The organism is Finegoldia sp. BIOML-A4 (assembly GCF_009679635.1).
Lineage (GTDB): Bacteria > Bacillota > Clostridia > Tissierellales > Peptoniphilaceae > Finegoldia > Finegoldia magna.
Genome location: NZ_WKZC01000008.1, coordinates 17,907 through 32,509, shown reverse-complemented (window position 1 = coordinate 32,509; position 14,603 = coordinate 17,907). Strand labels below are relative to the sequence as shown.

The following is a 14,603-nucleotide window of genomic DNA, read 5'->3' as shown; positions in this document are numbered from 1 at the left end:
TATTATAACGCTTGAATAGCTGCCATAGTTACATAGTTGTATGGTTGGTTGTAATGTGGCAAGAAGAATATATCAGTTAGAGCTAGTTTGTCGATTGTAACGTGTTCTTGAATTGCCAAGCTGAACATGTGAATCATCATTGAAATATCATATTCACTCATTATTTGACATCCTTTGATTTCGCGTGAATTTTTGTCGTAAACAATTCTGATAGTAACTTCTTTGTTATTTTCTTCCATAAATGGTGGCTTTTGTAAATCTGTGAAATCAGTGTATTCAACTTCCATTCCCAATTTTTCAGCATTTCTAACTGTCAAACCTGTTGATACCATGCACAAATTGTAAATCTTAATTCCGTTTGAACCTTGCACACCGTTTGATTCTAATTTTGTTCCACAAACATTGTGACCAGCTACTATACCACTTCTTACAGCGTTTGTAGCTAATGCAACGTATTCAAATTTTCCTGTTGCGTTGTTGAAAATAACTGTTGAATCTCCAACTGCAAATACATTTTCATCAGAAGTTTGTTGATGTTTGTCAGTGATTATTGCTTTTTTATCGTTTAATTTCAAATGATCTTGTGCAAGTGAACTGTTTGGTTTGAAACCAATTGACATTATTACCATGTCACAATCGTATTCACCTTTATCAGTTATAACCTTATTTACTTTTCCATCAGTTCCTTCTAGTTTTACAACTTCTTCATTAAATACTAAATTAACGCCGTGATCTCTTAGATTATCTTCCATTTTTTTGCAGAATTTATCATCGTAATAACCTCTTAACACTGTATCTCCGTGTTCAACCAATGTAGATTCTTTTCCTAATCTCTTGAAAGCTTCTGCAAGTTCAGTACCTATGTAGCCAGCTCCTACCACTACAACTTTTTTGATTTCTTCGTGATTTATCTTGTCAATGACTGATTGTGCATCTTGGAAAATTTTAACTTTTTGAACATTTTCCAAATCAATTCCTTCTATGTCTGGTAAAATTGGTTGAGATCCTGTAGCTAACACCAATTTGTCGTAAGATTCTTGAATTTCTTTTCCGTCTTTGTCCTTTGCATAAACAATTTTTTTGTCGTAGTCAATGTTGTCTACTTTTGTTTCCATGTGAACCGTAGCACCTTTTTGTTCGAAAACTTCTTTGCTACAATAAAATAATTTTTCTGGACCTTTAATTTGTTTTCCAATCCACAATGCCATTCCACAACCTAAGAAAGAAATATTGGAATTTTGATCAAAAATTACTAATTCTTCATCTTTGTAGTTATCCAATATTGTGTTCGCACAAGCTGTACCTGCATGATTAGCTCCAATTAAAACTATTTTACTCATTATGTTTCCTCCTTTTTTATTTCCTACTAATATTGTAGGATTAATAAGTAAAAAAATATTTGTTTGTTATTTAACAAATCTTTACGCTTATAATTATATCAAATTTGTAATCATTTTTCAATAGGCAAACTATTTCTTTTTTCCAAAGTTCATATATAATAGTATTATGGAGGTAGAAAATTGAACAATTTAAAATACTTGAAATTACTTGCAAAAGAATTTCCTACGATTGAACAGGCTGCTAACAAAATAATAAGTTTGACTTCTTTGTCTGTGTTGCCAAAAGGTACAGAGTACTTTTTATCTGATTTACATGGACAATACGATAGTTTCAATAGAATTATTAAGAGTGCTTCTGGTAATACCAGAATTAAAATTGACCTTGAATTCAAAGACAAATTATCTGAATCAAGAAAAAATCAGTTGGCCAATTTAATTTACGATCCTAAAACAATAATCAATATTACAAAGGAAAACGATGAATATACAGAAACATGGATTAGAGATACTATTTTTTATCTGATAAGAATAGCAAAAAGGGTTGCCAGTAAATATTCTAGACAAAAAGTCAGAAATCAAACTCCCTTTTACTACAGAGATTTGATAGATGAAATGCTCAACATTCAATACGAATCTTTGAATAAAAAAGAATATTTTAATCAACTTTTAGATAGCATCATTAAAATAGAAGTTAGTGAAGATTTTATAATAACTTTGTGTGAATTAATTCAAGATTTGAATATCGACTGGCTGCACATCGTCGGTGATATTTTTGACAGAGGAAAAAGGCCGGACATTATTATGGATACTCTTATTGCTAAAAAAGATGTGGATATTCAATACGGTAACCACGATGTTACATGGATTGGAGCGTATCTTGGTAGTTATGTGAATGCGTGTAACGTAGTTAGAAATGCAATAAGTTACAATAATTTTCAATCTTTGGAAGATGGTTACGGAATTAATTTGAGATTATTGTCGACATTGGCAGATGAATCATATTACGATGATCCATGTGAAAGATTCAAAGTTAGAATCTTAGATGATAACAAACACTCAGAAACTGACTTGCTTCACGCAGCAAGAATGCACAAGGCAATTTCTGTAATTCAATTCAAATTAGAAAACCAACTTTTTAAGAGAAATCCAGAATTTGAACAATTAGACAGATTATATCTTGAAAGAATTGATTTTAAAAATGGAATTTACAAAGATGCAAATGGCAAGCCTCATGCGCTCTTGGATATTAAATTCCCTACAATTGATCCTGAAAATCCTCTCGAATTAACACCAAGTGAACAAGAAGTTATCGAATGCATTTCAAAATCATTCAGAACAAGTCACAGATTAAAAGAGCATATGGATTTTTTGTTCTCGTACGGTTCAGTGTACAAAATCGCAAACAGCAATTTGCTTTTCCATGGATGTATCCCTATGAATAAGGACGGTAGTTTCGAAGAATTCACATATCAATCCAATACGTACAGTGGTAAATCACTTTTGGATTTCTTCGAAGGAATTATAAATTCAGCGAAAAACATGGATGATAATGACCCAGACAGACAAACAGCGTTGGACTTTTTCTGGTATATGTGGTGTGGCCCAAAATCTCCTATGTTTGGAAAAAGTAAAATATCAACATTTGAAAACTTCTTCATTACTGACAAAGATGTTAGAAAGGAAGTAAGTAATCCTTATTTTAATTTAAGTAAGATGGAAAAATATGCCGACAAAATATTTGAAGAATTCAATATGAATCCCGAAACATCTCATATAATTAACGGACACGTTCCTGTTAAAAGCATCAATGGAGAAAAACCAGTATCAGCTAATGGAAAAACTTATGTAATAGATGGCGGAATTTCAGAAGCTTACCAAAAGAAAACAGGTATTGCCGGCTATACGTTGACATTTAACTCGCATCACTTAGCAATAGCAAAACACAAGAATTTCAAAGTTATGGAATCAGTTCACGGCGCATACACTCCAGAAGTTACAATAACAGAAGAATTTCCAAAAAGAATGCTCATAAAAGATACAGACGAAGGAGAAGAAATCCTAGAACTTATCGAAGATTTGGAAAGTTTAATTGAAGCGTACAGAAGTGGTACAATTCAGCAAAATTCAAACTAATACCAATTGAAAAAACTAATCTTGGAAAATCCAAGATTAGTTTTTCTTATAATACACCGAATTTATTAAATGGAAAATATCTCAAAAAAGCTCTACCAACTATCGCCTTTTTCTTTATCGGTCCGAATATTCTGCTATCGTTTGATTCTCGAGGGAGTCTGTTATCCCCCAATACAAAATACTCATCTTCTCCTAATTCCCATTTTGTTTCATTTCCTGAAACAAGAGTCGTTTGACTACTTGTATAATTTTCATTCAATTGTTCATTATTAACGTATACTTTATTGTTTTTTAATTCAACAGTATCTCCTGGTAATGCTACAATTCTTTTGATATAGTCACGACCAGATTTATCCGGTGCGTGAAGTTCTATAATATTACCTCGTTTTAATTTGTTCTTAAAAATCCCCATTCTGTTGACGAAAATTCGATCTCCATTCTCAATTGTAGGATTCATGCTATTTCCTTCAACATGAGTTGTACTAATTACAAAATTTCTAAGCAATAATGCCAACACAATGGCAATTCCTATTACAAATAACCACTCAAAAAAAGATTTTGCTTTTTCTGTCATATTTACAATTCCCTTTCTAATATTTACTAATTTGATTATAATACTAATCAGTAAATGTGTAAAGGTTGCTAATTTATTATCGTATTATAAATTATTTGTAAAAATTATGAATTAAAAACTTCTCTGTCTAATTCTCCCTCGCTTGCTGCAACTATAACTGCTGAAGAACCTGCTGCGGTAACATTTGTAGCAGTTCTACCCATATCTGCAAGCATTGATATAGGGCTCATCAATACAACCATTTCAACAGGAAGACCCATTGCTGCGAATACTGCTGTAGTAGTAATTGTTGCAGTTCCTGGAACTCCAACTGTACCCAATGATACTGCCAACGCTACTAATATTAGCATTACGTATTGTCCGAATGAGTAGTGAATTCCCATAACATTAATTGTCAAAATCGCAGATAACACAGGCCAAAATCCTGCACAACCTGGCATACCAACAGTTGAACCGGTTGATGCAACAAATGTTGCTATCTTTTCAGAAACACCTAATTTATCTTTTAAGTTATCAGTATTCGCTGGAATACATCCTACAGAAGATTGTGTAGAGAATGCAATCAATTGAACTGGCCAGAATTTTTTGAAAAATTTGATAGGATTTACCTTTGCAAAAATCGCTAAAAGTGCACCAGTTGTTATATATGAGTGAAAAATTGATGCAACATAAGTCAATATCAGCACAACAATCAAAGGCATCATGCTAGCCATATCTGTCCTACTAACAGCGTTCGCCATCAAAGCTAATACAGCATATGGAGTGAAGTCTATAATCATTCCTGTAAATCTAAAAATAACTGCTGCAGCTGAGTCGATAAAACTTAAAAATGGTTTTGCCTTTTCTCCTTCTCCTCTTTCTTCTAATTGTAAAATCGCTAATCCTAAAAGGACAGAGAAAATAATTATAGGTACAACTTTTGCTTCTGCTGCATTTCCCAAAACATTATCTGGGAAGAAATTTACAAAAGTTTCTGCAAAAGTTGGAACTTCCTTGGCTTTCGCACCTGCAGCCAAAGTTAACGAACTTCCTTGTCCAATTTTAAATGCTACCCCTAAAATCAAACCTATAAGTGACCCTAAAACATTGTGTAAACTTAAAATTCCAATTGTTTTTGATCCGATTTTTTTCATTTTTTCTATACTTTCCAAAGAAACTACAGTACTAACAATTGATGTAAACAATAATGGAATTACAATTGCAAATAATAAATTAGCATAGATAGATCCAAATACTTTTACATATTCTGTGTTTCCTTTAAAAATAAATCCTACTATAATACCTAGAATTGCAGCTACAATTGTTCTTGTTCCGAAGTTCATTTTCTTCTTAGCCATGAACATCAATAAAGCAAACAATACTAAATTAACTGCTAATGCTACAAATTTCATGTAAACACCCCTTTTTTATTTTATAGTTATATATTATAGTATATTGAGTACAATTTTCAAATTTAATTTTAAATTTTGCAAATTTTATTTACTTAATTCTGCACATTATTCAGTAATTTTGATTTTTCTTACGATTTTTTTACGAAAAAATTTTTATATGAGAAAGTACATATCCCTAATACTACTAATGAAAATCGTTTGATATTTTGTGAAAATAATGCTTATTTTATCTACCACTGTTATATATATGAATGATTTAATTTTTGAAATATTTTCAATAAAAAATCAGAGGCTATTAACCTCTGACTTAAAATCTATTCATACATTTTTAATAAAACATCTTCAGCTTTTATCGGAAGAGTATCAAATGTGCATCCAAGTGCATTTAATATTGCTCCATTAATGGCTGGTGCGGGTGTGTTCGAAACTATTTCTCCAATTGATTTTGCACCAAATGGACCTGTAGGCTCATAACTTTCACAAAAATCAACGTGAATATTTCCGATATCTTTTCTTGAAGGTAAATTATACGAAATAAATGAATGTTCTTTTAATCTTCCTTCATCATCCCACAATGAATCTTCATACAAAGCATATCCTATCGATTGACCAATTCCGCCTTCGACTTGAACCGTCGCTAATTTTGTATTCATAACAGTTCCGCAATCGACAACCGCTGCGTAATCTTCTACTTTGATTTCTCCTGTTAATTTATCGATACTTATTTTTGCAAATCCCGCCATATATGGTGGTGGTGATGTTTTTGAATCGAAGTTTCCTACGCCAATTAATTGCATACCGTTTGGTCCAGTTGATAAATCTCTAGCCAAATCTTTGATTGCAATTAATTTCTTATTTTGCAAATAAACTGCTTGATCTCTGATTTCTAACCATTCAACAGATGTTTCAAATCTCATAGCAACACGCTTTTTGATTTTGTTTAATAAATTTTCACACGCACGTACAACTGCACTTCCTGTTATATACACACCACTTGATGCGTAACTTCCTGGATCAAATGGAGTTATATCAGTGTCTGCAATTATTGGAATAATATTGTCCATTCCGCATTGCAACACTTCATTTGCCAAATTCACCATGATTGAATCAGTTCCTTGTCCAACATCTGTAGGACTCATCAACAATGTATAATCACCTTGTTCATTTAATCTAACTTCAACTGTTGAAGTATCAACGTTTTGAATTCCACTTCCTTGTTGTGCAATAGCCATTCCAACTGAAATTATTTTGTCTTTTTCTTCTTTGAAAGGATAATATTTATCCCATTCAATCATTTCTCTTGCCTTTTCAATGCATTCATTTAATTTGCAACTTTTGACATCTATTCCGTAAGCCAGAGTTTTTTCTCCTTCACGAACAGTGTTTTTAAGTCTTAGTTCAACTGGATCCATATTTAATTCTTTGGCTAATTTGTTTACCATAGATTCTAATGCAAATGTACCTTGAACTGCACCATAACCACGAAATGCTCCACCAGGAAGTTTATTTGTATATACAACTTGTCCGAAAAATCTAGCAGCCCTCATTCTACTGTACAATGGAAGTGTTTTGTTTCCAACCAAGTTCAAAGTGGTAAATGCGTGATACCCATAAGCGCCTTGATCGGATAACGCATAAATGTCACACGCTTCAATCGTACCGTCTTTTTTGGCACCTATTTTAACTTTCACTTTCATTTGGTGACGTGAGTTTGAAGCTTCAAAAGTTTCTTCTCTGTCAAATACAAGTATCGATGGTTTTCCTGTTTTTAAAGTTACAAATCCTGGATAAATTTCTGTGACACTTGTTTGTTTTCCACCGAATCCCCCGCCTACTCTTGGTTTTATAATTCTTATTCTTGAATCACTTATTCCCAAAGCAACGGATAATTGTCTTTTGATGTGAAATGGAACTTGTGTAGATGAAATGCAACACAATCTATCGAATTGATCCATGTAGCAATACGATCTGTAAGTTTCCATCATACAATGCGCTTGTGCCTTTGTTGTAAAAGTATCCTCCAATACGACATCACATTCACTCATTACCTTGTCGACATCTTCGCCCCAAGATTCTTTCTTTTCACCAACTAGATTTCTTTTTGTATCGTAACCAAAAACTTTCGTTGGCCCATTAAAAAATACATCTTCTTCATGTACAACAATTTCGTTGTCGATAGCTTTTGTGTAATCAAGTAATGGTTCTTTAACATCGTACTTGATTTTAATTCTCTTCATAGCCTGATTACACACTTTTTCGTTAACTCCAACTACGATTGCTACAGGCTCTCTCATATATCTAATTTCTTTTGACAAAATCGACATATCATAAGGGCTAGGTTCTGGATAAGATTGTCCTGCCAAAGTGAATTTATTGTCGAAAACATCTTCATAAGTGTACACTGCCACAATTCCATCCATCGCTTCTGCTCTTGATTTGTCTATTTCTAATATTTCGCATCTTGCATACGGACTTCTCATCAGCTTAATTATCAGCGCATTAGGATCTTTCAAATCCTCTGTATAGACAGGTTTTCCAGTAACTAATGAGCTTGAATCTATTTTTTTGAAATCTTTATTTATCTTCATCATCAATCTCCAAATATTTCTTAATAGCTCTCATTTGAGAAGCATAACCTGTACATCTGCATAAATTACCCATCAAATAATCTTCGATTTCTTCATCTGTAGGATTTTTGATAGTTTTCTTCAAACTCAAAACATTCATAATGAACCCCGGTGAACAAAAACCGCATTGTTCCCCACCTTCTTCAGTCAAAAGTTCTCCGAATTTTCTTTGGCTATCAGATATTCCTTCCAAAGTTGTAATCTTTTTTCCTTCACATCTTAATGCCAAAACAGAACAAGAAAGTACTGGAACATCGTCCATCCACACAGTACAAAGACCACAATTTGATGTTGTACAACCACACTTCACCGATTTATAACCCAAATCGCGAAGCACATTGTATAAAGTAGTATCGCTATCAACACTAGCTATATGGTTTTTATTATTAACATTTAATTCTATAATCATTGCAATTCACCTAACGCTTTTTCCAATAATCCAACAAATAAAAGTTTTCTGTATTTTTTCTTCGCTTTATTATTTGACCCTATATACTCATCAATTAATTCCAATGTCTTTTCCCTATCAAAACCATTAGCATTAATCTCATCAGAAACATCTTTCATAATCATTGCTTTTTGAGGTCTCGCTCCAAATACCACCTTGTATTTATCATCGATTTTAGAAATACTTACAATAGCAATTGGAAAATCCTTACAGCAAAGTCTTTGAACAATTTGAGTGCAGTGGACATCTTTGTTAGGAATCATGACTTCAACTAATAAGTCCTTCTTTATATCAGAATTCAAAAATTCTTCAACACTCATTACACCATTATTGTACAATCTAACCTTAGCATCTAGTAATAATAAAATAGGCAAAAAATCAGAAAATGCATATCTTGAAAACACACTTGCTCCAACTTGGGCAGTGTTTCTTAGTTGAGTTGACACAATTCTTTTCAAAGATTTAGGAATAATTCCATCACAAAATTTTTTTAAGAAATCATTGTATTCCAAATCTCTGTATGTAGTAGTTGCTCCGATTTTTATTTCATCGTCTTCAACATTTATGTAATTTAAATCCAATTTTGACAAATCAATCCCAACATTGTAAGAACGACATCCTGCTTTAAGAAAATGACATCCACCCAAAATTTTATTCATTTTTGATTTCATCAATAACTCATAAGCTTCATCCAATGTTTCTGGACTTTTGAAATCTCTTAATGTAAACATAACCACTCCTTAATTTTAATCAGTCTATATTATATCACAAAAATAGTCGGCTATCTTTTGACAACCGACTAGCACATGTTATTCCAATCCTTTTAAAAACTTTTCTGCTAATTTGTGATAAGTGAAGTTTTCTTCAATGGCTCTTCTACCATTTTTTCCCATTTGATTTAATGTTTCTTCATCTAAATCCACAAACTTTTCTATTCCTTTTTTCAATTCTTCCAAGTTTTCAGACTCAACATTTATCCCACAATTATAATCTACAATATAATTATTAGGAGCATTAATTGCATAGATAATTGGCTTTGCACCCATCATGGAGTCAAATAATTTGTTCATACATACTCCGTATCTGAACATATCATTATCCATCGCAGCAACATAAGTGGCATCAATGTAATTGAACAAATCTGGAATTGATGTCTTAGGTATGGAATCCAAGAAATAAATACTATCTTCGTATTTGGAGTATTTTTCCATCAATTCTTTCTTATAAATTCCCCCACCTATGAACACTGCTGCCACGTTCTCATTGTCTATAGCAGCTTTTGCCAAATTATCTAAACAATATGATTTTGTGTGACTTCCAAAAAAGCATATAACTTTCTTGCCTTCACTGTGGATTTTGTCGAAAATTTTGACATAATCTTCTGGAATTTTATCGTAATTTTCCCATTCAGATTCCACTATACCATTAGAAACATGGAAAAATTTTTCAGCCTTCATTCCATGCTTAATCAAATAGTCCTTTGCTGCTGGTAGCAATGAGCACACATAATCTGAGTTCTTGCAAAAAGAATTCTCTCCTATTTGCATCATCACTACAAACGGATGATATTTTGGCATATTCCCTACTTCTATCAATGTTATTGGCCACATATCGTGAATTTCATGTACCAATTTGATATCTTTTTTAATTTTTTTCATCTTTTGACCAGCAAATGTATCCAATGGATAAGTTGAAGAAGTTATTACCACATCAGGATTTTCATTTTCGATAATTTCTTTAGCATTTTTTTTGAGTGTAGACACGAATCTGAACATACTCATAGCTCTTTTTACGCCATTTCCATCGTATTCTCCAGTTTTTATCCACATGTATTTTATCCCGTCGATAATTTCTGTTTGAAAATCTTCTGTAACTTCAGGATTTTTTCTTCTCAAATGCGAATAATCTCCCGCGATTATTGTCACATTATGACCCATTTTTACCCATTCATTAGCCAAATAATATGTTCTAAACTCCATCCCCATTTCTGGAGAACCAGCATAATGGTTAATATATAAAATATTCATTAATTTTCCTCTGATTGATTAAAGTAATTTTTGATACATTCGATAATTTTTCTGCTAGAATGACCATCGCCAAAAGGATAATCGTAGTTTTCAAAATCAACTTTTTCATTTAACAATTTCAAAATCTCATCCTTATTCGGTTTGGATAATTGATTTCTCTTTTCAGTCATAGTTTCTGGCCACACAATATGATCAAAAATAGTCACACATTGTTTTCTCGCAAAGTAAGCTTCTCTTTGTAATCCACCAGAATCAGTCACAATTTTCTTCGCGTGATTAACCAAGTACACACTCATCATGTATCCCACTGGTTTGCAAAAAATTATATTTGTATATTTGTGTTTTTTAGAAAGCTCTTGTACCATTTTTTGGTTTCTAGGATGAACTGGATATATACATTTTTCATCCAATTCTTCCATAGCAGCAAGTATTTCTGACAAAGGCTTTATAGATGCAGTATTTTCTGCTCTATGACAAGTTAAGTAGTAAAAACTTTCTGGAAGATCTACTTCTTCTCCATCCAAATCAATCATTTTTTCAGGAATTTCATCGCCAACTTGATTAGAATATTCCAAGAAAGCATCGTACATTGGATCTCCAACTAAAGTAGCTCTGTCTGCCAATCCTTCTTTTTTCAAAAAATCAAGTGCAGATTCAGTACAACAGCACAAAACTTTAGAAGAATGATCAGTCATAATTCTGTTCACTTCTTCTGGATTATCAAGTGTACCCAATCTATTACCAGCCTCAACATGGCAAATCGGAATATGAAGCTTGACAGCTGCCAATGCCCCTGCCAATGTTGAATTCGTATCTCCGTATAATAAAACCATATCTGGTTGTTCTTTAATCAATATTTTTTCGATTTCAATCAACATTTTACCAGTCATTTCGCCGTGAGTTCCCCCAGAAATTCCAAGATTATAATCTGGATAAGGAATATTCATTTCTTCAAAGAAAACTTCGGACATATTATAGTCAAAATGTTGACCAGTATGTATCATTACTTCATCAAAATTTTTTCTTAATTCTTTGGATACCATAGCCGCTTTTATAAATTGTGGCCTAGCACCAACTACTGTAACAATTTTCAATTTTTTCTCCTATTTTTATTTTTATATTTATTAGTCTAAAATCTTTAAATTTAAACATTTAATCTACTTCTAACAATTAATTATATCATATGTAATTTGTCAATTTCAATTGAGAAAATTTCTGACAACTTAACAATAAAAAAGCCTCATTTAAAATTTTAAATGAAGCTATTTCTAGTTAGATTATAAAAATATTTTTAAATATTTTTAGCTTGTTCTTTTTTAGCAATTGATGGCAATATTAGTCCCAATCCCAATAATACAACTGGAGTCAAGATGTTAAGCATCAATTTGAAATTCCATTGACTTGTGAATGGTTCTCCTTCTTTTGGAATCATACCTAATATACATGCAAATGCTGTGAATACAAAACACCAACCAGCGATAAATTTACCGAATGATTTTGATTTTGTAAATCTATATTCTACACCTTGTTTTTCATGCAAGTAGTGCTTTAATGCAAAATATGCTGCAAAAACCCACATATAACGCATTGGCATTACTATAGAGTTCAAATCCAACAACCAGTTGTACAATTCATTTGAGTTTCCAATTCCCAAAGCTGGAATAATTATCAAAATACTAACCAAAATGGTAGTTAGTTTGTATCCACCAACTGGAACTTTTTTGTCGTTGATTTTTCTCAAGAAGTTTGGAACGTATTTTGCATCTGCTTCACTCAATAAAAGTTTAAGCGGTGCATCGATACTCATAACCAAAGCTGCAGCTTGTCCAGCAAAATTTGTCAACGCGTAAATAATAACAAGTGATGAACCTATTCCATAATATTGTCCCAATTTTTCAAATGCATAATAAGCACCATTCATTTTTAAGTCGTTTGCAACATTTGTTGTATCGAACATCATCCCCATTGCAACTGAACCTAAAATCGCAGATACAGTTACCATTAAAGCCATAATTAACATAGCTTTTGGGAAATTTTTACCTGCATCTTGTGTATCATTTACATAAGGTGAGATTTTTTCACAACCACCTACGGCAAACACTAACATGGATATTGTCGTCAAATAATGCAAATTAAAATTAGGTAGATAAGTCTTTATGCTCGTCATATTTGGAGATGCAACTTCTACTCCTCTTAATGCAGGAGCTGCCAACATTAATAAAATAAATAAAATACCCATCACAAAACTTGCAGTACCGGCAATTGAACCTAAAACTTTTATAGATTTAATTCCATTTGCAGCTAAAAGCACAAATAATAAAAATATTATTAGTACCAATGATTGTAGAACAATTGGATTTAAAGATTTTACTATTTTAGGATTTCTAAAAATTGCCCATGAACCTGCAACCATTAAGTTTTGTGGTTTTTGTGCTAAATATGGGATATGTACTACCCAATAAGTCCAGCCGGACAAATAAGCTAGTAATGGTCCCATTGTTTGTTTTATCCAATAGCTAAGTCCTGATTGTCCTTCTTTGAAAGTTGAACCAAGTTCTCCAACCATCAATGAATAAGGAATAAAATACAAAGCCATTATGAATATCCAACTTGTAATAACTGTCAAGCCTTGGTTAGCATAGTTATTAACAACATTTCCAAAACCCCATACAACTGTGAATCCCATCCAAATTAGATTGGTAACTGTAAGAGATTTTTTCTTTTGATCGTCAATTAAAACATCGTTTTTCATATTTCCCTCCTAATTAGATTATAGCAAAATTTATTTTCATTTAAAACATTTTTCAATAAAAAAATAGCTTCCAGATTTACCAGAAGCTACTTGATATTTTATTTTGAATAATTTTCTATTATTTTCAAAACCAAATCCGATGCTTTTTTCATTTGGTCGATAGATAATAATTCGTGCTTTCCGTGGAATGCATATCCACCAGTGAAAATGTTCGGACAAGGAAGTCCTTTGTAGGATAATTGTGCTCCATCAGTACCACCTCTGATTGGTTGAACTAATGGTTTTATTCCCAAATCTTCCATTGATTTATAAGCCAAATCCACAATTTCCATTACAGGTTCTATTTTTTCTTTCATGTTGTAATAGCTATCTTTCATGTCAAGTTCGATAGCGTTGTTGTATTTCACATTCAAGAATTCTACTAATTTTTCCAAATAAGATTTCTTTTCTTCGAATTTTTTCTTGTCGTGATCTCTTATTATGAATTTCATAACAGTATTTTCAACAGATCCTTCGAATGATGTCAACAAATAAAATCCTTCGTAATGTTCAGTGTGTTCTGGTCTTTGAGCAACAGGAAGTTCATTAAATAATTCCATACCAATTAATTGTGAATTAATCATAGTATTTTTTGCGCTACCAGGATGAACATTTTTGCCGTGAATAGTTATTGTCGCACCTGCTGCATTGAAGTTTTCGTATTCCAATTCTCCAATTGGGCCACCATCCAAAGTATATGCAAAATCAGCGCCGAATTTTTCTACATCGAACAAATCAGCTCCTCTTCCTATTTCTTCATCAGGAGTAAATCCAATTTTAATTGTTGGATGTTTAATATCTTTGTTTTCGCATAATTTATTCACAGCATCCATTATAATTGCAATACCAGATTTATCGTCAGCACCCAAAAGTGTAGTTCCATCTGTATGAATTAAAGTTTGTCCTTCCAAATCTTTTAAAAATGGAAAATCTTCCACAGTAGTAGTTACAGAATCGGATAATTTGATGTCTCCACCTTTGTATTCTAAGATTTGTGGTTTTACATTTTCTCCTGACATATCTGGAGCAGTGTCCATATGAGAAATGAAACCGATAGATTTTGATTCTCTATCCAAGTTTGATTCTAACGATGCATACACATATCCATTTTCGTCCATGTGAGCATTGTCAATTCCCATTTCTTTTAATTGCTTAACCAAAAGATTACCCAAATCTTTTTGTCTAGCTGTTGATGGACAAGTTTCGCTTGATTCATCACTTGTAGTATAAATCTTCGCGTATTCAATAAATCTATCAACTATATCTATCATA

The 14,603-nt window shown here is 32.3% G+C and carries 11 protein-coding genes; 1 reads left to right on the top strand and 10 read right to left on the bottom strand.

What is annotated here, in order from left to right:
* Positions 1–2: 2 nt before the first annotated feature.
* On the bottom strand, positions 3–1,340 hold the full coding sequence (locus GKG01_RS06830; RefSeq protein ID WP_154271913.1) for an FAD-dependent oxidoreductase: 1,338 nt from the start codon (positions 1,338–1,340) through the stop codon (positions 3–5).
* Between the two features lie 180 nt (positions 1,341–1,520).
* On the opposite strand from GKG01_RS06830, the gene GKG01_RS06825 reads away from it, so the two are divergent.
* On the top strand, positions 1,521–3,473 hold the full coding sequence (locus GKG01_RS06825; RefSeq protein ID WP_154271912.1) for a fructose-1,6-bisphosphatase: 1,953 nt from the start codon (positions 1,521–1,523) through the stop codon (positions 3,471–3,473).
* Positions 3,474–3,519: 46 nt separating this feature from the next.
* Here GKG01_RS06825 and lepB read toward each other — a convergent pair whose 3' ends face one another.
* The 9 genes from lepB to pepT form a co-directional block, all read right to left on the bottom strand.
* Positions 3,520–4,047 (bottom strand): signal peptidase I, encoded by a 528-nt coding sequence (lepB, locus tag GKG01_RS06820; RefSeq protein ID WP_002835354.1) that lies wholly within the window; start codon positions 4,045–4,047, stop codon positions 3,520–3,522.
* 104 nt (positions 4,048–4,151) lie between these two features.
* A complete protein-coding gene (locus tag GKG01_RS06815; protein ID WP_154271911.1) occupies positions 4,152–5,438 on the bottom strand; it encodes a dicarboxylate/amino acid:cation symporter in 1,287 nt (428 codons plus the stop codon).
* A gap of 314 nt (positions 5,439–5,752) precedes the next feature.
* Positions 5,753–8,026 (bottom strand): molybdopterin cofactor-binding domain-containing protein, encoded by a 2,274-nt coding sequence (locus GKG01_RS06810; RefSeq protein ID WP_241684757.1) that lies wholly within the window; start codon positions 8,024–8,026, stop codon positions 5,753–5,755.
* Positions 8,013–8,474: a 2Fe-2S iron-sulfur cluster-binding protein gene (locus GKG01_RS06805; protein ID WP_102164385.1), complete on the bottom strand. Its 462-nt coding sequence runs from the start codon at positions 8,472–8,474 to the stop codon at positions 8,013–8,015. The genes GKG01_RS06810 and GKG01_RS06805 overlap by 14 nt, the downstream gene beginning before the upstream one ends.
* Positions 8,471–9,244: an FAD binding domain-containing protein gene (locus GKG01_RS06800; RefSeq protein ID WP_102164384.1), complete on the bottom strand. Its 774-nt coding sequence runs from the start codon at positions 9,242–9,244 to the stop codon at positions 8,471–8,473. Before GKG01_RS06800 ends, GKG01_RS06805 begins: the two co-directional genes overlap by 4 nt.
* Before the next feature lie 78 nt (positions 9,245–9,322).
* Positions 9,323–10,540 carry a glycosyltransferase family 4 protein gene (locus GKG01_RS06795; protein ID WP_154271909.1) on the bottom strand — a complete coding sequence of 406 codons (1,218 nt, stop codon included), beginning with the start codon at positions 10,538–10,540 and terminating at the stop codon, positions 9,323–9,325.
* The gene (wecB, locus tag GKG01_RS06790) at positions 10,540–11,634 is read right to left on the bottom strand and encodes a UDP-N-acetylglucosamine 2-epimerase (non-hydrolyzing) (protein ID WP_154271908.1); all 1,095 of its coding nucleotides are present in this window, start codon (positions 11,632–11,634) and stop codon (positions 10,540–10,542) included. The genes GKG01_RS06795 and wecB overlap by 1 nt, the downstream gene beginning before the upstream one ends.
* Positions 11,635–11,831: 197 nt before the next feature.
* Positions 11,832–13,292 (bottom strand): amino acid permease, encoded by a 1,461-nt coding sequence (locus GKG01_RS06785; RefSeq protein WP_154271907.1) that lies wholly within the window; start codon positions 13,290–13,292, stop codon positions 11,832–11,834.
* A 98-nt stretch (positions 13,293–13,390) separates the two neighbouring features.
* Positions 13,391–14,602 (bottom strand): peptidase T, encoded by a 1,212-nt coding sequence (pepT, locus tag GKG01_RS06780; RefSeq protein WP_154271906.1) that lies wholly within the window; start codon positions 14,600–14,602, stop codon positions 13,391–13,393.
* Between the last annotated feature and the right edge of the window lies 1 nt (position 14,603).